This window comes from Gemmatimonadota bacterium (assembly GCA_026705765.1).
Classification (GTDB): Bacteria; Latescibacterota; UBA2968; order UBA2968; family UBA2968; genus VXRD01.
Window position 1 is genome coordinate 20487 of record JAPPAB010000001.1, and the last position, 19490, is coordinate 39976.

At 50.3% G+C, this 19490-nt stretch carries 15 protein-coding genes, 1 tRNA gene and 1 other RNA gene; 7 read left to right on the top strand and 10 right to left on the bottom strand.

Annotation, left to right across the window (positions count from 1 at the left end):
* Positions 1-477: 477 nt before the first annotated feature.
* From modC to OXH16_00100, 3 genes are read right to left on the bottom strand one after another with little or no spacing between them, the layout of a single operon-like run.
* The gene (gene modC, locus OXH16_00090) at positions 478-1539 is read right to left on the bottom strand and encodes a molybdenum ABC transporter ATP-binding protein (GenBank protein ID MCY3679764.1); all 1062 of its coding nucleotides are present in this window, start codon (positions 1537-1539) and stop codon (positions 478-480) included.
* Positions 1540-1545: 6 nt separating this feature from the next.
* Positions 1546-2223, bottom strand: a complete 678-nt coding sequence (gene modB, locus OXH16_00095) for a molybdate ABC transporter permease subunit (protein MCY3679765.1) — start codon at positions 2221-2223, stop codon at positions 1546-1548.
* Between the two features lie 15 nt (positions 2224-2238).
* Positions 2239-4026 carry a dihydroxy-acid dehydratase family protein gene (locus OXH16_00100; protein ID MCY3679766.1) on the bottom strand — a complete coding sequence of 596 codons (1788 nt, stop codon included), beginning with the start codon at positions 4024-4026 and terminating at the stop codon, positions 2239-2241.
* Between the two features lie 197 nt (positions 4027-4223).
* Between OXH16_00100 and OXH16_00105 the strand changes: the two genes are divergently transcribed.
* The 7 genes from OXH16_00105 (at position 4224) to OXH16_00135 (ending at position 9651) form a co-directional block, all read left to right on the top strand.
* Positions 4224-4988, top strand: a complete 765-nt coding sequence (locus OXH16_00105) for a phytanoyl-CoA dioxygenase family protein (GenBank protein MCY3679767.1) — start codon at positions 4224-4226, stop codon at positions 4986-4988.
* A 140-nt stretch (positions 4989-5128) separates the two neighbouring features.
* Positions 5129-5205 (top strand) — tRNA-Val (locus OXH16_00110).
* A 118-nt stretch (positions 5206-5323) separates the two neighbouring features.
* Entirely contained in the window at positions 5324-6046 is a 723-nt protein-coding gene (locus tag OXH16_00115) for a C4-type zinc ribbon domain-containing protein (GenBank protein ID MCY3679768.1), read from the top strand.
* The gene (locus tag OXH16_00120; GenBank protein MCY3679769.1) at positions 6043-6465 is read left to right on the top strand and encodes a ribonuclease HI family protein; all 423 of its coding nucleotides are present in this window, start codon (positions 6043-6045) and stop codon (positions 6463-6465) included. Before OXH16_00115 ends, OXH16_00120 begins: the two co-directional genes overlap by 4 nt.
* Before the next feature lie 8 nt (positions 6466-6473).
* An RNA gene (gene rnpB / locus OXH16_00125) (RNase P RNA component class A) lies at positions 6474-6844 on the top strand.
* A gap of 53 nt (positions 6845-6897) precedes the next feature.
* Positions 6898-7707 (top strand): orotidine-5'-phosphate decarboxylase, encoded by an 810-nt coding sequence (gene pyrF / locus OXH16_00130; GenBank protein ID MCY3679770.1) that lies wholly within the window; start codon positions 6898-6900, stop codon positions 7705-7707.
* Positions 7708-7776: 69 nt separating this feature from the next.
* Positions 7777-9651, top strand: coding sequence for an ABC-F family ATP-binding cassette domain-containing protein (locus OXH16_00135; protein MCY3679771.1), 1875 nt, complete (start codon positions 7777-7779; stop codon positions 9649-9651).
* 71 nt (positions 9652-9722) lie between these two features.
* Here the strand turns inward: OXH16_00135 and fabZ are convergent, their stop codons facing one another.
* The 7 genes from fabZ to prfB form a co-directional block, all read right to left on the bottom strand.
* Positions 9723-10160 carry a 3-hydroxyacyl-ACP dehydratase FabZ gene (gene fabZ, locus OXH16_00140; GenBank protein ID MCY3679772.1) on the bottom strand — a complete coding sequence of 146 codons (438 nt, stop codon included), beginning with the start codon at positions 10158-10160 and terminating at the stop codon, positions 9723-9725.
* Between the two features lie 93 nt (positions 10161-10253).
* Positions 10254-10802 carry an OmpH family outer membrane protein gene (locus OXH16_00145; GenBank protein ID MCY3679773.1) on the bottom strand — a complete coding sequence of 183 codons (549 nt, stop codon included), beginning with the start codon at positions 10800-10802 and terminating at the stop codon, positions 10254-10256.
* A gap of 70 nt (positions 10803-10872) precedes the next feature.
* A complete protein-coding gene (bamA, locus tag OXH16_00150) occupies positions 10873-13089 on the bottom strand; it encodes an outer membrane protein assembly factor BamA (GenBank protein MCY3679774.1) in 2217 nt (738 codons plus the stop codon).
* A 217-nt stretch (positions 13090-13306) separates the two neighbouring features.
* Entirely contained in the window at positions 13307-15916 is a 2610-nt protein-coding gene (locus tag OXH16_00155; GenBank protein MCY3679775.1) for an ATP-dependent Clp protease ATP-binding subunit, read from the bottom strand.
* 114 nt (positions 15917-16030) lie between these two features.
* The gene (locus OXH16_00160) at positions 16031-16705 is read right to left on the bottom strand and encodes an ABC transporter ATP-binding protein (GenBank protein ID MCY3679776.1); all 675 of its coding nucleotides are present in this window, start codon (positions 16703-16705) and stop codon (positions 16031-16033) included.
* Positions 16698-18230 (bottom strand): lysine--tRNA ligase, encoded by a 1533-nt coding sequence (lysS, locus tag OXH16_00165; protein MCY3679777.1) that lies wholly within the window; start codon positions 18228-18230, stop codon positions 16698-16700. The genes OXH16_00160 and lysS overlap by 8 nt, the downstream gene beginning before the upstream one ends.
* 127 nt (positions 18231-18357) lie before the next feature.
* A protein-coding gene (prfB, locus tag OXH16_00170; GenBank protein ID MCY3679778.1) for a peptide chain release factor 2 occupies positions 18358-19474 on the bottom strand; the annotation gives its coding sequence in 2 pieces (ribosomal slippage) (positions 18358-19401 and positions 19403-19474; 1116 coding nt in all).
* Positions 19475-19490 lie beyond the last annotated feature (16 nt).

The window sequence follows — 19490 nt, forward strand, 5'->3', positions numbered from 1 at the left end:
AAGCCATCCGGCGAGGATGGCAGTGTTTTTTGATGCATTCAACAAGCCATATAGTCCTCCCCAGGCGCAATAAGAGCGCGTGCAATTATTGAAATTGCGAGCTATCCTGGATTGGACAGTTGAAGGCAACAATGGTGAGTTGAACACAAAAATCTCTTGTGTAAAGGTGTTACCCTGGATGTCGTTCCAGGAGACTCAGCCCTGTGGTGCGGGTTTACGGATATACACGATGGATTCCCTGTTTGAGGTTGGTGAATTGCAACAATAATGTTCAGGTTCAGAAAGATAGTTAGAGAACTTCATTACGTCAAGGAAGAAATCGGAATTTTTTGCAAAATTGATCTTCACTGTTACATGCCTTTGGATGCACTTTGGAACGAAAAGAAAGAAAAAATTTCCCCAACGTCACATACATAGACAGTGCAAGTTGCAAATGGGTTTCAGAAATTTTGATTTTTTTTGGAGATGGTGCAGGTCTCAAGAGACATCTGGGCCTATGCGAATGGCGTGTGTTTTTATCAGGCAAATTACGGGGTCGCCGATTTTTAAAGCCAATTCCTCTATGGCTTCGGGCGTGACTTCGGCGGCGAGGCGTTTGCCTATGTCGATGTACACGAGGCGTCGGCCATGTGTTTCAACGATATCGAGAATCCGTCCAGAGAGGGCGTTGCGTATGCTTAAACCCGCAGGTCGTTGTCGGCATAAAATGATGTCGTTTGCCCGGATGCCTATAAAGATCTGCGTGCCCGATGCGCGATCACAGGGGGGGATGTGGAGGATCTGATTGTTGTATTGCACGCGATTGGGTGCGATGACTTCAACGGGCAGGACATTTTCAAAGCCGTGCGCTTCGAGCAGAGGCAGAATTTCGGGCTGATGAGCGAGAGAAAAGAAGTCTCCATGCGCGAGTACTTGTCCGCGATTGAGCACAATGACCTGTCCGGTGAGTTGCAGAATTTCACCAATTGCGTGGCTGACGTAGAGCATGGGGATGCCCAAATCCGTGCGAATGTGGCGCAGATAGGGCATGATGCGGTCTTTGAGCTCTTGATCGAGCGCGGTCAGGGGTTCATCCATGATGAGCAGTCTGGGAGAAGTCAGGATGGCTCGTCCCAGGGCGACGCGCTGGCGTTCACCACCTGAGAGTAGATTTGGGAGGCGGTCGAGCAGGGTGTTTAATTCGAGCAGGTCGATAATGGTGTCGGGATGAAATTTGCGTTCTGATGGCGCGAGAAATTGATATCCGTACAGGAGATTCTGGCGCACGGTCAGGTGCGGAAAGAGTAAATCGTCCTGAAATACATGGCCTATGCGTCGCTTTTCTGGCGGCAGGTCAATGCCTTTTTCAGCGTGGAATAAAATGGTGTCATCAATGCTTATTTGACCGCTATCTGGCCGCATCAGGCCGCTTATGAGGTTCAGGAGGGTGGTTTTGCCGCAGCCCGAAGGGCCAAATACCGCGGTGACGGGATAGGCACATGTCACATCGATTTCAAGGGTAAATTCGGCGAGTTGCCTGTGTACGCAAAGGGTGAGCATGATGTTTTAATTTTTCATTTTGCGGGCGATGGTCTCGCTGGCGATGAGCGCGCCCAGAGACAGGATGATGGAAAGCATGACGAGACGTGCGGCAGCGGCTTCGCCGTCGGGCTGGTTGATGTACGTGAAAATGGCGAGTGGGAGTGTGCGGGTTTCGCCGGCAATATTGGAGACAAAGGTGATGGTGGCGCCAAATTCGCCGAGGCTACGGGCAAATGTGAGGAGGGAGCCAACGAGTACGCCCGGGATGGCCAGGCGCAGCGTTATGGAGAAAAAGGCGCGGAGCGGATTGGCACCCAGGGTACGGGCAGCGCGCTCAAGGCGGGGGTCAACACTTTCTATGGCGAGGCGAACGGCTCTTAACATGAGGGGAAAACCCACGACAGCAGCGGCTAATACAGCACCTCGCCAGGTAAATGCGATCTGCAAACCAAACCAGTCGCTCAAAATTTGACCCAGAAAACCCCGACGTCCCAACAGGAGTAGTAGTAGATATCCGACAACTACAGGCGGCAACACAAGGGGCAGGTGACACAGGCCGTCGAGGATGAGCTTGCCCCGAAAGTTTTTGCGCGCCAGCACCCATCCCAATAATACGGCAAAGGGCAGGCTTATTACCACGCAGAGCAGGCCGACTTTAAGCGATAGGACAAGGACGGTGTATTCTTCAGGAGTTGGGAATATCACGGTGCAGTAGGTTTAATGCGAATGGCGAGGGGTGTTGTCGCGCACATTCTGGTATTTGACGGCCAGTTCCAAACACGCGCCGTCGGCGAGTTGCCCCACACTTTGGCGATAGATTTCCTGCCAGGGTGTCTGGTGGACCAGATCGGGTTGTTTCCAGTCCTTTTTGCGCTGCGCGAGTTCCCGGTCGCTGACGAGGACATTGGCCGTGCATGTGTTGAGGTCGATGCGCACGCGGTCGCCCGTTTTGAGAAAGGCAAGGCCACCGCCCACTGTGGCTTCGGGCGAGGCGTTGAGTATGGACGGGCTGGCAGAGGTGCCGCTTTGACGTCCGTCGCCGATGCAGGGCAGTTCGGAAATGCCCGCCTGCACGAGGCGGTCAGGCGGGAGCATGTTGACGACTTCGGCTGAGCCGGGATAGCCCACGGGGCCACAATAGCGCACGAAGAGCATGGAATTTTCGTCGATGGGCAAATCGGGATCGTTGATGCGGTGGTGATAATCTTCGGGGCCGTCGAAGACCACTGCTGTGCCTTCCCAGGCGTTTTCATCGCCTTCGCGCTGGAGATATTTTTTGCTGAAGTCGTCGCCAATTACAGAGGTTTTGAGCAAGCCCGCTTCAAAGAGGTTGCCGCTGAGTACAATGAACCCGGCGTTTTCTTTTAGGGGTTGGTCATAGGGCTTGATGACGCGCTCGTCTTCAATGGCGATGTTTTTGAGATTTTCACCTATGGTTTTGCCTGTGACGGTCTGGCAATGGGTGTGGAGTTTGCCGGCTTTGACGAGTTCGGTCATGACGGCGGGTACGCCACCGGCTCGATAAAAGGCTTCGCCGAGGTATTCGCCTGCGGGCTGACAGTTGACGAGCAGGGGGATGTGGTGACCATGGGTTTGCCAGTCTTTTGCCGGTAGTTCCAGCCCGATGTGTCGCGCCATGGCGGTGATGTGAACCGGCGCATTGGTCGAACCGCCAAGCGCAGAGTTGACGACAATGGCGTTTTGGAAGGCTTCTGGCGTGAGGACCTTGTTGGGGGTGAGATCTTCTTTGACCATATCGACGATGCGCAGGCCCGTGCGATAGGCCATTTGTTTGCGGGCGCGATAGGGGGCGGGGATGGCCGCACATCCGGTAAGCGATAATCCAAGTGCTTCGGCCAATGCGTTCATGGATAGGGCGGTTCCCATTGTGTTGCAGTGACCCACACTGGGCGAGGATGATGTGACGATATCCATGAATCCGTCGTAGTCGATTTCGCCAGCCGCGTAGCGTTCGCGGGCTTCCCATACAACCGTGCCCGATCCGGCCAGATGACCGCGCCAGTGCCCGTCGAGCATGGGGCCGCCAGAGAGGACGATGGAGGGGAGGTTCATGGTACAGGCGGCCATGATGCAGGCCGGTGTGGTTTTGTCGCATCCGGTGGTGAGGACGACGCCGTCGATGGGATAGCCGTGCAGGATTTCGACCAGCCCGAGGTACGCGAGGTTGCGGTCGAGGGCAGCTGTGGGTCGTTTGCCCTGTTCTGCAATGGGGTGTACGGGAAATTCAAAGGGTATGCCGCCGTTGTCGCGGATACCGGCTTTGACGCGATCGACCAATTCGACGTGAATGCGATTGCAGGGGGTGAGGTCGCCGCCCGTTTGCGCGATGCCGATAACGGGTTTGCCCGATTGGAGTTCTTCGCGCGTCCAGCCGTAGTTCATATAGCGTTCGACATAAACGGCTGTCATGCCCATGTTGTGCGGGTTGTTAAACCACTCTTGACTGCGCAGTTGACCTTTGACTTCAGAATAATCCTTCTGCATCAATGCTCCTTTTGTTTTATTTATTCAATTTCAATTTATTCAGTATTCTGAAAAATACTTCAGTTTATCGACATAGGCAAGGAACAAAGCATTCTGTATCATGGAACCTCACTTTAAGAAACTCCATTGACGCGGGTTGTTGAGGCTATTATCTTTTTAAAAATTCGATTGGTTTGTATTTGCCAAAGGAGTGAGGCATGCCGTTATCGGTGGATATTGAAGATAAATTTGTATTTGATTTAGATGGCTACATTGTCATTGAGAACGTGCTTTCAGATCGGGAAGTTGATGAACTGAATGCGATTGTAGATGAGAAAATGAAAAAGGTCGATGGCAAATATCGCAGTGTGGGACGGCCCTCAACGTGGGGAAAGCCTTTTCAGAAGTTGCTGGATCACCCGAAGATTATGCCTTATCTGCTGGAATTTTTGGGACCAAAGGTACGAATTGACCACGATTACAGCATTTTTATGCAAAAAGGTGGGCAGCGAGGGCGATTGCACGGAGGCGATAATGGGCGCGAGGGTGACCACTGGTACAAATACCGCGATGGTGTTATTCGGACCGGGTTGACGGTGGTAACTTTTTTCACGATGCCGGCGCGCAAAGGCGATGGTGGGTTTTGTTGTATTCCCGGCACACACAAGACCAATTTTTTGAATAGCATTCCACAGGATGTGCGGGAGTATGAACGGGTACCGCACTATGTGGTACAGCCCGAAGTGAACGCGGGGGATGCGTTGATTTTTACAGAGGCGTTGGTTCACGGGACGATGCCGTGGACAGCCGATCATGAGCGGCGTGCGTTTCTCTATAAATACAGCCCCGGGCATTCATCGTGGGCAAATACGTATTACAATGTCGATGATTATGAAAATTTGACGGCACAACAGGTTCGCTTAATGGCTCCACCATCAATAGGTCAGCGGCCCGATACTGTGCTGTTGGAAGAAAGTGGGTAAATGCGGGCATGCGGAAGGGTTTGATTTCACGAATCGGGCTTGACATCCCAAACTATCTTTTGTTAATTAAAATGCATTGTAAACTTCCTGTAACTATCAAAAAATAGGTCGGTCGTTCTGTGCGGTATTATTGCGAAATTGGGCGATTAGCTCAGTTGGTTAGAGTGCCGGTTTCACATACCGGAGGTCACTGGTTCAAATCCAGTATCGCCCACCATTCCAAAACTTCTTGTCAACAGATCAAGAGGTTCAAGTTGCAGTAAAGACGGCCATAGAAAGGTGCACCTGTTCAGGGTAGCACCTTTTCTTTTTACGCTTCACGAGGAGGCCCGCGCATGAGAGAGAGTTTGGTTAATTTGCTGAAACTTCAAGAAATCGACAAAGAAATCAACGCATTGCACCAATCCCAAATTGATTACCCGAAAGAAATCAACAGTCTCAAAACAGAACTGCAAGATGCACGCGATCAACTCGACGCCCAACAACAGCGCAGTGAAGAATTGGAAAAAAATCGCCGGGCACTCGAAAGAGAACTCAGCGCAATTGAAGAAGACCTGAAAAAACATCAAGACCGTCTCTATGAAGTAAAGACCAACAAAGAATACGATGCCTTGCAACTCGAAATCGCCACCCTCCACGATCGCAAGGATCAACACGAAACCGCCATTTTGGAAAGCATTGAAACGGTTGAAGAAATTGGGGAAAAACTTCGCGAAGACGAAAATTATTACAAGGAAATTGAAGAAGATCGGCAAAAACGTATCGATGAATTAACGGTCAAACTCAATTCTGTAGAAAAAAATGTGCGTACTTGGGAAAAGAAGCGATCAGCCATTGAACCCGGTGTGGAAAACAGTCCTTTAAACATGTACAATCGCATCCGCAGAGTTGTCAGAGGCGGTATTGCCATTGTACCAGTTCGCAAAGGGGCCTGTGGCGGCTGTTACCGCCAATTATCACCTCAGCGCCTGGTGGAAGTGAAACGCGCCGACAGCATTATACGCTGCGAAAATTGTGGTCGCCTTCTGGTGTGGAGTGACGAAGAGGCTGAAGTTTGACCGAATTGACCCTATTTATTGACGGGGCATCCAGGGGCAATCCCGGGCATGCAGGCATTGGCATTCGCATTGAAGCAGATGGAGAAGTTCTCAAAGAATATTGTGAATATATCGGCTGTGCGACCAACAATGTCGCAGAGTATAGCGCGCTGATCAAGGGCCTCAACATAGCCGCAGAGTTCAAAGCCAATCGGGTGACCGTATTTTCCGACAGCGAACTCGTGGTTCGCCAGATGAATGGGACTTACAAAGTCAAAAGTGAGGGACTTTTGCCGCTTTATCAAACTGCCCAAAGGCAGAGTAGAGCTTTTGATGGCTTTCAGATTAAACACGTGCGTCGAGATCAGAATAAAGAAGCCGATCGGTTGGCAAACCGGGGTATTGCAACAAAAGACAGTGCCGACACGTCTAAAAAGTAAGAATATTACGAGCGGGCCGGATGGTCGCGTCCCTTTTGGGATGAGGAAAGTCCGAGCTCCACAGGGCAAGATGCTGGGTAACACCCAGGCGGGGAGACCCGATGGAAAGTGCCACAGAGAATAGACCGCCAACGAGCGCGATTTTTGTGCAACGGGCAAGGGTGAAACGGTGGGGTAAGAGCCCACCGCGCGACTCGGCGACGAGCGCGGCACGGTAAACCCCATTTGGAGCAAGGCCGAATAGGAGCAAAGAGATAGCCCGTCTCGCTATTATGCTCGGGTAGGCCGCAAGAGGTGTCGGGTAACCGGCGTCCCAGATAAATGACCATCCGTTTGGGAGACCAGACGACAGAACTCGGCTTATAGGCCCGCTTGTTTCAAAACGGCGGATTCCCACGAGGGGTCCGCCATTTGCTTAGTGGAGATATTTGGATGTCCTTTTCAGAAAAATACAGCGATACAGTACAACGCAATAATAGTTTTGTATGTGTGGGACTCGATCCCGATCCGGCAAAGTTGCCCGACCATCTCAAGGGAAAATCCAATCCTACCTTCGCTTTTCTGAAAGAAATTATAGCCGCCACGCGGGATATTGCGTGCGCCTATAAACCCAATTTTGCATTTTTTGGGGCGCAGGGTATTGCAGGTTGGGAAGCCCTTCAAGGCGCGATCCGGACTATTCCCAATGATATGCCAATTATACTCGATTTCAAAGCTGGCGACATTGGCAATACAGCAGAACACTATGCATACATGGCATATTGCCAACTCGGCGTTGATGCTGTGACCGTCAACCCGCTAATGGGAACAGATGGTATTGAACCCTTTTTGGCTTATCAAAATGGCTGTGCCTTCCTTTTGTGTCTCACGTCCAATCCCGGATCGGCTGACATTTTGCGTCTCAATACAGCTCAGGGCGTGCTGTATGAGGTGCTCGCGCAGAAAGCCGTGGAATGGTCAGAGACTGGACCCTGTGGCCTCGTGGTGGGTGCGACGCATCCCAATGACTTGAAAACTATTCGCATGATTGCCACTGATCTTCCCATACTTTTACCCGGCGTGGGGACGCAAGGTGGTCAAACCAGTGTCCAGAATGGTCTCGATAAAAAAGGCAGCGGTATTCTCGTCAATTCATCGCGCAGTATCCTCTACGCTTCCAGTGGTACCGATTTTGCAGACGCCGCTCGACAATCTGCGGAAGATCTGCGTCAGGTGCTTAATAAAGTAAGAAGGGAAAAGTGAAAGCCCGTCCCAACCCCCAAAAGGCTGGGACTTCATATCCCACTTCCTCATTCACACTTCCCACTTCCCATGCCACTTATTCAACTCGAAGATATCTGGAAATCTTTCGGCGCGCACGATGTGCTCACCGGTATTCATTGGCAAATTGACCGAGGTGATAGCATTGGGCTTGTCGGTCCCAACGGGTGCGGAAAGACCACGTTGCTTCGGCTCATAACCGAAGAAAGCCTGCCCGACCGCGGGCAACTTCACAGGCAGCGCGGTCTCAATATTGGATTTCTGACACAGGAACCCATATTTGACCCAGAATGCACAGTTATGGATGCGGCACTCGATGCTTTTGCCGATATTCTGGCTCTGCAACACCGTCTCCAGGATCTGGAAAAAATTATGGCTGAGGGTGAAAATTCCGATGATGTGCTCAATGATTACGGGCATCTCCGCGACCAGTATGAGCATATGGGAGGATATGCGACAGAAGCCCGTGCCAAAGCCATTCTGTTTGGCCTCGGTTTTTGCGAAACTGACCTGAAATTGACAACGCCAGTGCTCAGTGGCGGGCAGAAGAACCGCCTGGCCCTTGCTCAATTACTCGCAAGAGAACCCGACCTGTTGCTTCTGGACGAACCCACTAACCACCTCGATTTACAAGCTATAGAATGGCTCGAGTATTTTCTCTCGGAGTATGCCAAAGCCTTTGTCATCATTTCTCACGACCGCATTTTTCTCGAGCGCACTGTGACCAAAATTGTAGATCTGGAACGCGGTATGGTCGAACAGTATTCGGGTAGCTATTCCTTCTACATTCAGGAAAAAGAACAACGCCGGGCACAGCAGCAAAAAGCCTATCGAGCGCAGCGAGCGCATATCGAACGAACCGAAGAGTATATCCGCCGAAATATCGCCGGACAAAAGACCAAACAGGCGCAGAGCCGGCGCCGAGCACTCGAAAAACTCGACCGCGTAGAACGCGTTGTGCAACAACGCGATATTGTGCTTAGATTTAACGCCACCACACGGGGAGGAGATCGCGTCTTGGAGGTTGAGAATCTCACCAAAGCCTATCCCAACTGCCCTTTATTTTCCGATCTCAATCTCACGTTGTGGCGGGGGGAGCGCCTCGGTGTTATAGGTCCCAATGGTTCGGGCAAATCCGTACTCTTAAAAATTTTCCTGGAACAACTCGCACCTGATTCGGGGTGCGTTATGCTGGGTAAGGGGCTTGAGATCGGTTATTACGCACAAACCCGTCAGGACCTGGATCCCAATTTGAGCGTTCTCGAAGAAATCTGGTCACTCACACCCAGTGTTCCTGAAATTGAGATTAGAAATTTTCTGGGTGCTTTTCTCTTTTCTGGGGACGACGTGGAGCGCAAGACGGGTTCGCTCAGTGGGGGAGAACAAAGTCGGGTTGCTCTGGCCAAGCTCATGCGCGCACCCCTCAATCTGCTGATGCTCGACGAACCTACCAACCATCTGGATATCGCCTCCCGCCATGTGCTCGAAAACGCGCTTGATGCTTTTTCGGGGACTGTGATCGCGGTTTCACACGACCGATATTTTCTCAACCGTCTGGTCAATCGCCTGATCGTGCTTGGCGACGGAAAGTGGCAACTGGTAGATGGGAATTACGATGCGTATCAGCGTCAGATGCAGGGGTTAGAAATACCGACCGTACAGAATGCACCCAAAACGCAAACCGACTATGAAAATCGCAAGCGCGCAATGCGGCAGCAGCAAAGACGGGAACGCCGCTTAGCCGAAATGGAAGAAGCGATTGCAATACTCGAGGACCGGATTGATCAGATAGCTGAAGAAATGGCGCGAGAAGACCTTGCCACCGACTGGCATCGCTTGAAAGAATTGGCAATAGAAAAGGAAGAGGTGCAAGAGAAAATGGAGCGCTTATTTGAGGAATGGGAAGTTTTGGAAAGAGAAAAATGAGTGGTGGCGGTAAGACAAAAAACTCGGCCTTTAGTGCCGAGTTTTTTTGATTGTGCCAATGCGAGTTCGCGCTATAGATCCTCGCGTTTTGCAAACATCGCCATCAATTCTGCCTGTGCGGCGACTTCGCCATCTACTGTGGCTTCGCCAATCCCTTTGCACACATTGCGGCGTTTTTGACCTACTTCGACTTTTAGCTGAAGTTGATCGCCGGGGACAACCTGTCTCCGGAAGCGCGCTTTGTCAATACCCATAAACAATGGTATCAAGTCGCTCTCCTGTCCATCACTCATCAATATTGCAGCGGCCTGAGCAAGTGCTTCGATAATGAGCACGCCCGGCATCACGGGATTGCCGGGAAAATGCCCCTGGAAAAATGGCTCATTAGCAGACACATTTTTGTACGCGACCAACCGCTCGCCGGGCACCAACTCGGTTACGCGATCTATTAGGAGAAAAGGGTAACGATGCGGAAGAATTTTTTCAATATCTCTAATGTCCAGAGTCACGGCATCCTCCAATATTCACATTAAAAAGTCTCCGTTCACCCCGCGGGGTAAATCAGAGACTTTTAAGAAAAACAACATATAATAGATGATCTGCTATGGTCCCTCGGTTTTTGCCCTGGCTTCGAGATCTTTTGCCAGTGCTTCGAGGACCTTATCGGTCAAATCGTGTGCCTCTTTCGCATAGGCCAGAGCCGTTGAATTGAGCACAAAATCAAAACCTTCGTCTTCTGCTACTTGTTTGATAACCGCATTTACTGTTTGAATAATGGGTTCGGACAATTCCGCGGTCTTGCGCGCGAGACTGCCTTGTGGTGAGGTAGTATCTTGCACAAACCGCTGTAGTTCCTCCTGTTTCTTCATAATGGCCTGCTGCTCTTCTTGCTTGCGTTTGTCACTCAAAAGCAGGGATTGACGTTCATAGGTATCCTGCATTTTGGCCAGATCGTTTTGCATGGTGCTCATCTTGCGCTGGAGTTCGTCTTCGTAACGGCTATATTCTCTTAAAGCATCTTGATAGGGCTTGTACTGATCCAGAATTTTCTGTGAATCAATATACCCCAGCTTTAGCTCCGCGCCAGCAGTACTGGCTATACCAGTTAGTGCTAGAGATAGCGCGACGTAAAGTAAGCGACAGCGTGTCATCAAAAATCCCTCCGTGAATAGTGCTTTTGGCCCTCCCTTGCCATCCATTGAGCAAAGGAGGATATGACTGCTAATAAAATTGCGGGCCGAATTGGAAATGCGTCATCATTTGTACGGACTGGCCATCAACACGCCGACGGTCAAATCCCCATGCAAAATCGAATCCCATAATACCCACCACAGGTGCTACAATCCGAATGCCAAAACCCGCCGATCGACGCATATCCGTCAAGCTGATCCGATCCAGATTTTCCCAGGCATTACCCGCATCGGCAAAAATGAGGCCATAAAACTGATTGGGCACAATGGGAATGCTAATCTCCGCGTTAAACAGCAACTGCGCGACGCCCCCAATTGGCTCTCCCCCACTATTGCGAGGACCTATTGAGCGGTCGGGATAACCGCGCAACATGGTACCTTCAAAAATATCAACGCCGCCCGGCAGATACAATTCCTGGTACGGGACGCGCTCGGTGCCATAACTGGCGACAAAGCCCAATTGCGACCGCAGATTTAAGGCCAATCGCCAGAATATGGGGAAGTAAAAACTCGTGACAATATCGTGCTTGTGAAAATCTCTATTTCCGCCCAAAAATCCACCGGCCAGTGCAGGCGAATAAGACATCACGCTGCCCGATGTGGGAAAGATCGGCAAATCGCGGCTGTCGCGGGTCAAGTTTGCGCTGATGCTGCTGGTCACATTGTCTTCATAAAAAGGATTGTTTACATCTGTACTGTCGGTAAAATTGATAAAAGCAACCTTCTCGAGGCGATATCCTCCAGAAATGCGCGAATAATCGGGCCAGCGCAGCCTGCGTCCGAGGCGAAATGCACCGCCTTCTGTGCGCTGGTCAAAGTCAGCCACACCATAAGTTGCCAGTCGTATGGTACTTCGGAATAGTGACGCAGATATACTCGTGGGGGTATTGCGGAACCACGGTTCGGTAAATCCTATGCTAAAGGTTTCGCGGCGCGATCCAAACTCCCACTGGAAATCGAGTTGTTGTCCATTGCCTCTAAAATTGGGAATTTGCAATCCAATGGTGCCAATCAGCTTGTCGCGTTCGCTATACCCTGCCCCGATAGATGCCGTGCCCGTTGACTTTTCTTCTATGGTGAACTCCAGGTCAATCTCCGATGTCTCTTCTACAGCAATAGGCTCGGGCAAAACATTGGTAAAAAAGTTGAGTTGCATGACTTCGCGCACGCTGCGCTCCAAAAGGGCGCGGCTAAACGTATCGCCCGGGCGCACGCGCAATTCGCGTCGAATCACGCGGTCTTTGGTTTTGGTATTGCCCGTAATCAAAATTTTGCGAATTGTCCACGGATCTTTTTCGACCACATCAAAATGTACGTTGACGACGTGACCTTCAATGGGTTTTTGTTGCGGAAAAACTTGCGCGCCTATATGCCCGATGTCCATATAGGCATTTTGCAACTGCTCTCGCGATTTTAAGACGCGCTCTTCGTTGTAAACCGCGCCCGAATCGACCACAATAAAGTGAGAAAAACCCGCATCTGTGATTTTCTCATTGCCCGACCAACTCACTGCGCCAAAGCGATAAAGCGGTCCTTCTTCGATGGTGATATCGAGATACATATTTTTTTTATCAGGGCCATAGGACAAACTATCGGATACAATTGCCGCTTCCCGATATCCGTTTTGTCGGTAAAAGGCCAAAACCAATTCTTTATCGTCGGGATAGGTTTCCTCACTGTATTTGCCTCCTCCAAACCACCAGCCGTCTTGTTTGGTTTCTTTCATCTGCTTGCGCAGTTGCTTCCCGGTCAATGCTGTGTTGCGGTGAAAACGGATTTTTTTCAAATTGACTTTTTCACCTTCGTGAATTTCAAAGGCCAGTGGCAATCGCCCATCTTCATCAACCGCCTCTTCTTGTACATCTACTGAGGCGAGCAAGTAGCCTTTTTTGCGATAGAGCGCGACCAGTTTGTTGACCCCTCTCTTTTTTTCTCGCGGCTGTATCAACTGGCCTTTGGTCAATTCCAATTCGCGTTTTAGCGTCTTGTCCTTTATTGCGCGATTGCCCTTAAAAATCACCTCACCCAAACGCGGCACGGCTTTCAAATCAATAATAATGGCTACACCGCCAGATACGCGATCTATAGAAATTTTGATATCGGAAAATAGGCCGCTTTTGTAGAGATTGCGGATGACCCGCGCGGCTTCGCCTTCCGCCAGGTTCTGCCCTTTGAATAAACCGCTCTGAGACTCGATAAAAGAAGTCTCGACCCAATCATTGCCTCTGATGAGGATCTCTTGAATCACCGGGCCTTCCTGAGCGCCTGAGCGCCCGCCCAATAGTATAATGATGACCCAAAAACTGTGTGTCCAAAATTTTTTCACGTTGCGAATACCTATCTCAAAACAGATCCTTTTTGGAGTTGTAAGCCTCAAACGCCCAAAAAAGGAAAATGTTCCGACTGTACGACAAACAGCCCGGACTGCTGCCCGGGCCGTTTGGGTATTGACCGCACCTTCACGATCATGCTTTGTCCTTGTTCACTACTTCTTCTTTTCCGACAGGATCTCCCGATTTGTCCTGATCTCCAACTTTTTCATCGAGATTACCCTCTCCGCGCTCATCAGCCGTGTTGAGTTTACTGTCTTTTGTACTCATCTGAATTTCGGTCGTGTCTTCCGATTCTTCTTTCGATTCTTCTTTTGCGATAGAATTTCCCTCAAAGCTGAGCGTATCGCCTTTTTTGCTCACCCGAACCTTGCAGCCATCGGCAAAGTGGCCCATAATGATCTCTTCGGCCATGGGATCTTCAATCATCTTTTGAATGGTGCGCCGCAGATGTCGCGCGCCATACGTCGGATCATAGCCCTTTTCGGCGATCAAACTCTTGGCTCCCTGTGTGAGGCGTACTTCGATATCGCGTTCTGCAACGCGAGCGAGAATTTTTTCAAGCTCAATATCGACGATCTGAATAATTTCCTTTCGATCCAGTGGATTGAAAATCACCGTTTCATCCAGGCGATTGATAAACTCGGGATTAAACGTCTTTTTGACTTCTTCGTTGATGCGCTCTTCCATTTTTTCGCGGATCGATTTTTTGTCTGATCGGCCAAATCCCAAACCACCTGCCTTTTGCAGGTCTTTGGTTCCCAGATTGGATGTCATGATCAAAATGGTATTTTTGAAATTTACCTTGCGCCCGAAACTATCTGTCAAACGCCCTTCATCCAACACCTGCAAGAGGATATTGAATACATCGGGATGGGCCTTTTCAATTTCATCGAGCAAAACCACCGAATAGGGACGCCGGCGCACTTTCTCCGTTAGCTGCCCACCCTCATCATATCCCACATAACCTGGTGGTGCACCAACGAGTCGAGATACCGCGAATTTTTCCATATATTCCGACATATCTACGGTTACGAGTGCATCTTCATCATCAAATAAATACTGCGCCAGTGCCTGCGCCAAATACGTTTTGCCAATACCCGTGGGGCCCAGGAACAAAAATGTGCCGATTGGGCGATTGGGATCTTTGAGACCTGCACGTGTGCGTCGAATGGAGCGACATACCGTAGAAACCGCTTCCTCCTGGCCGATCACGCGCTTTTGCAACTCGGACGCCATGTTGATCAGCCTCTCGGACTCGGCCTGTGCCAGCCGAAACACGGGAATGCCCGTCATGCTCGAAATCACTTCGGCAATGTGTTCTTCTGTCACTTCGACCACATCATCAGTCACCTGTACTTCCCACGCCTGGCGCATATTTTCGAGTTCGTTTTTGAGTTCTCTCTCGCGGTCGCGCAACCTTGCAGCCTCTTCAAATTGCTGATTTTCGGCAGCCATATCTTTTTTTCGCGTAATCTCACCAATAGCCATCTCGATTTCTTTGATCTCTTCGGGGGGATTGAGGCGGGCCAATCGCACCCGCGCTCCCGTTTCATCGATTACATCAATGGCCTTATCGGGCAAGTGCCGATCGCTTATATAACGATCGGCCATTCGCGCTGCTGCTTCGATAGCTTCGGGTAAAAACGACACTTTGTGATGTGTCTCATAACTGTCTTTTAGGCCCTTGAGAATTTCAATGGTCTCATCCACTGAAGGGGCATCGACCACTATCGTCTGGAACCGTCGCTCGAGCGCGCCGTCCTTTTCAATATATTTTCGATATTCGTCTAAGGTTGTTGCACCAATGCACTGCAATTCACCGCGGGAAAGTGAGGGCTTAAACATATTGGATGCATCCAGCGTACCCTCTGCGCTGCCAGCACCGACAATGGTGTGCAACTCATCGATAAAAATGATCACATTCTTGCTTTGCTGGAGTTCATTCATCACAGCTTTCAGGCGCTCTTCAAATTGTCCTCGGTATTTTGTGCCAGCGACAATGCCGCCCATATCGAGCGTGACTACGCGCTTGTCCAGCAAAATTTGTGGGACCCGCCGTTCTACAATGCGCTGTGCCAATCCCTCGATGATCTGCGTTTTACCCACGCCGGGTTCGCCCACAAGCACCGGGTTGTTCTTTTTGCGTCTGGCAAGTACCTGCGACACCCGTTCGATTTCGCGATCGCGACCAATGGTTGGATCCAATTTGCCCTGCCGCGCCAGATCGGTTAAATCGCGTCCGAAATGATCGAGGAAAGGCGTTTTGCTCTTTCTTTTTTCGCGCTTACTACCACTCGAAGATTTTCCTTGCAAAACGGCAATCACCTCCTCTTTGGCGGTTCTGTGATCTACGCCGAATGTGACCAAAATCTGTGCGGCAACCCCGTCTTTATCCTTCAACAGTGCCAACAGCAGATGGCTGGTTCTCACAACCCGGCTCTTCATTTCTTTGGCTTCATTGGCAGCAATTTCGAGAATCTGTTTTGCCCGAGGTGTAAAAGGCACTTCACCCATCGTCATTGAACTGCCAGAAGAAGCGACAAAATCGTCTATGGATTGCTTGATGCTTTCGAGATTTAAGTTCAGATTTGTCAGTACTTGAACGGCCGTACTCTTGCCCCCGCGTATAATGCCCAGCAGCAAATGCTCGGTGCCGATATAATTGTGTCCCAGACGCGCTGCTTCTTCGCGAGCGAGTTGCATGACCTGCTTCACCTGGTCTGAAAACATACTGTTCTGCATTGAATACTCCTCTCGCCTAACGAGAAATCTGGCGAAGCTTGGTTTTGATTCCATTATAACAGTTTATAAAGGAAAACTCAACACTGTTTCTTTTAGCCCCACACGCTTTGTTATTTAAGCAAGGAGACGACCGTCTTCCATTTCGACTACCCGATCAGCGCGAGCAGCCAAATGCTGGTCATGTGTTACGATAATGCACGTTTGATGTCGGGTTCTGACAAGTTCCCAAATTAATGCGTGAAGCTCTGCACTGCGTGCCACATCGAGATTGCCAGAAGGTTCGTCGGCCAGAACAACTGCGGGTTGCGTCACCAATGCCCGTGCAACAGCAACGCGCTGCGCTTCCCCGCCAGAAAGTTCGGAAGGTAAATGTGCAAGTCGCTTTTCCAGACCGATATCACAGAGTAGTTTTTGCGCGGGTACTCGCGCTTCATCGTGCGAAATACCGGCAATCATCAGGGGCATCATCACATTTTCAAGCGCAGTAAAATCGCGCAACAAGTGGTGAAACTGAAAAACAAATCCGATCTGGCGATTGCGAAATTTGGCGCGAGCAGTATCTGAAAGGGAAAATATATCGACGCCATCAATGACAATCGTCCCCGAAGCCGGATGATCTAACCCGCCCATAATGTGCAACAAAGTACTCTTTCCCACACCCGAAGCACCAACCACTGCTACAATTTCACCGCGAACAACCCCGAGGTCAACCCCTTTTAATACCTCAATATGGGTATCCCCCAATACATAGTGCTTGTAAACCCCTGTTGCACGCAGCAACTCATCCATGGTCTTCAAGGCCCTCTTTAGGGCGCATGTGAGGAAACAGAATTGCGTCTCGAATCGAAGGCGCGTCTGCGAGCAACATCACCATTCGATCGACACCAATACCCAACCCACCCGTCGGTGGCATCCCGTGTTCCAGGGCCATTAAAAAGTCTTCATCGAGAATCTGAGCCTCGTCATCGCCCCGGTCTCGTAAGGTTTTTTGATGCGCAAACCGATGCCGCTGATCAATCGGATCATTCAGTTCGGAAAACGCATTGCCCGCTTCCCAACCATTGATAAAAAATTCAAACCGCTCGGTGAGGTCTTTTTGGGTCCGATGGCGTTTTGCCAGGGGAGACACCGCAATGGGATAGTCGGTAATAAAGGTCGGTTGAATCAATTCAGGCTCGACACACGCTTCGAACAATGCATTGATCAGCAAGCCGCGCTCTGCATCCGGTTCGATATCGGAATCAAAGCGCTTGCATGCAACACGCAGGTCGGCATCTGAGGAGCGCGCCACATCAATACCGCCGTATTTCTCTATGGCGTCGAGCATGGGAATGCGCGGCCAGGGGGGGGTAAGATCAATTTCTCGACCCTGGTATTCGAGTGTTGTCGCGCCATTTACCTTTTCGGCGACAAATGCGTAGAGTGCCTCGGATATTGCCATCATATCTGAATAATCAGCATAGGCCTGATACAATTCGAGCATCGAAAACTCGGGGTTATGAGTTCGATCGATGCCTTCATTGCGAAAATTTTTGCCGATTTCATATACTCGCTCAAGCCCACCCACGATCAAACGCTTGAGATATAACTCATCGGATATCCGCAGGTACAGCGGCATGTCCAGCACGTTGTGATGCGTCACAAAAGGACGGGCAGAAGCCCCGCCGTAGAGCGGTTGCAACACCGGTGTTTCGACTTCTAAAAAACCGCGTGTATCTAAAAATTCACGAATCGCAGATACGACCGCACTACGCTTGCGAAAAACCGCTTGCACATCGGGATTGAGTGCCAGGTCCAGATAACGACGGCGATATCTCAGTTCTTTGTCACTAAATTGATCGTGTACTACGCGCTCGCCATCGCGTATTTCTTCTTTGGGGACGGGTAAGGGACGAATGGCTTTGGTCAACAATACGAGCGTTTGAACCTGAACGGATATTTGTCCCGTGCGCGTCTTAAAAACGCGGCCAGATACACCGATAAAATCGCCGATATCCAGCAGCTTCCACAGCGCGAAAGCATCATCGCCAATATTGTCGAGCCGCACGTAAATTTGCAGACGGCCCACGGCATCCCGCAGATCGGCAAAGGCCGCTTTTCCATGGCCGCGCGTAACAATTAATCGACCGGCAACCCGCACCTCGTTGCCCGATGCACTCAGCGCATCAAAAGACGCGATAATATCCGCGGAATAATGCGTGGGTTCAAAGCGATACGGATAAGGCTCAATGCCCAAATCCCGAATGGCGTCGAGTTTTTGCAGACGCTGTTCGATCAATTGAGATTCTGGTGTTTGTCCCACAACCCGAGTCAAGATAGGAGCCTCCCAACCCCTCTAAATACCTATAAGATTAAACGCTGTAAAGGTTATTAAACTATAACCAATATGCATATTCAAGTCAAGCTTGTTGCCCGCTTGAGGTTACCACTTAAAACTCTGTTCACGCGGTGCGCGACGATAGTAAATATGCGCGGATAAATGGGTCGAGATCGCCGTCTATAACCCCTGAAACATCCGATGTCTCAAAGCCCGTTCGTGCGTCTTTCACCATTTGATAGGGTTGAAAAACGTAATTGCGGATTTGACTGCCCCATTCAATGCGTTTTTTTGTGCTTTCGAGTTTGGCGCGTTTTTTGTCTTCTTCTTCCCGCAGGTGTTGATATAGTCGCGCCTTGAGGATTTTCATGGCCGTATTGCGGTTCTTGTGCTGAGATCGCTCGTTCTGGCATTGCACCACAATTCCCGTGGGTTCGTGGGTAATACGCACTGCAGAATCGGTTTTGTTTACGTGTTGTCCTCCGGCACCCCCAGCGCGATAGGTATCTACTTTCAAATCACTGGGATTGATCTCCACTTCGATATCGCCTTCGGCGTCGGGATAGACAAAAACGGAAGCAAATGATGTGTGGCGACGATTGTTGGAATCATAAGGAGAAATCCGCACCAATCTGTGTACACCAGATTCGGACTTGAGATAGCCAAAAGCATAGTCGCCCTTCACTTCAATTGTCGCACTCTTAATCCCTGCCGTTTCGCCGGGAAGTGTGTCCAGGACATTGGTTTGAAATCCGCGCCGGTCGGCCCACCGCGTGTACATACGCATCAACATTTGCGCCCAGTCTGCTGCTTCGGTACCTCCGGCGCCCGGATGAATGGTCAATATCGCGTCGTTGCGATCTTCGCGGTCGCCCAACATGTGTTGCAATTCAAGTGCATCTAAAGCCGCGCCAATCCCGGGTACTTCAGCGGCGACTTCCGACAGGGACTCAGCATCGCCTTCTTCGCACGCCAATTGAAAAAGTACATCCAAATCGCCGACTTGTTCATTTAAATTTTCCCAGCTTTCAACCCAGAATTTTTCTGCGTTACAGGCGTCGATAATTTGCTGTGCTTTTTCGCGGTCATTCCAGAAATTAGGTGCTTCCATGAGTTTTTCAAATTTGACAATTTTTGTTCGTCTTTGATCGAGGTCAAAGATACCTCCCGAGTTTATCTACGCGTGCGCTATAATCGGATAGGGCATCTTGCAGTTCACGCACCTGAATTTCCACGGCCATTATTTGTTCCTTTCAG

Bases quoted from the DNA above. Each gene is read 5' to 3' on its own strand.
- pyrF (MCY3679770.1), top strand. From the start codon at position 6,898: ATGTCCTTTTCAGAAAAATACAGCGATACAGTACAACGCAATAATAGT.
- OXH16_00160 (MCY3679776.1), bottom strand. From the start codon at position 16,705: ATGGATGAGTTGCTGCGTGCAACAGGGGTTTACAAGCACTATGTATTG.
- OXH16_00135 (MCY3679771.1), top strand. From the start codon at position 7,777: ATGCCACTTATTCAACTCGAAGATATCTGGAAATCTTTCGGCGCGCAC.
- OXH16_00155 (MCY3679775.1), bottom strand. From the start codon at position 15,916: ATGCAGAACAGTATGTTTTCAGACCAGGTGAAGCAGGTCATGCAACTC.
- OXH16_00115 (MCY3679768.1), top strand. From the start codon at position 5,324: ATGAGAGAGAGTTTGGTTAATTTGCTGAAACTTCAAGAAATCGACAAA.
- OXH16_00100 (MCY3679766.1), bottom strand. From the start codon at position 4,026: ATGCAGAAGGATTATTCTGAAGTCAAAGGTCAACTGCGCAGTCAAGAG.
- OXH16_00145 (MCY3679773.1), bottom strand. From the start codon at position 10,802: ATGACACGCTGTCGCTTACTTTACGTCGCGCTATCTCTAGCACTAACT.
- modC (MCY3679764.1), bottom strand. From the start codon at position 1,539: ATGCTCACCCTTTGCGTACACAGGCAACTCGCCGAATTTACCCTTGAA.
- OXH16_00105 (MCY3679767.1), top strand. From the start codon at position 4,224: ATGCCGTTATCGGTGGATATTGAAGATAAATTTGTATTTGATTTAGAT.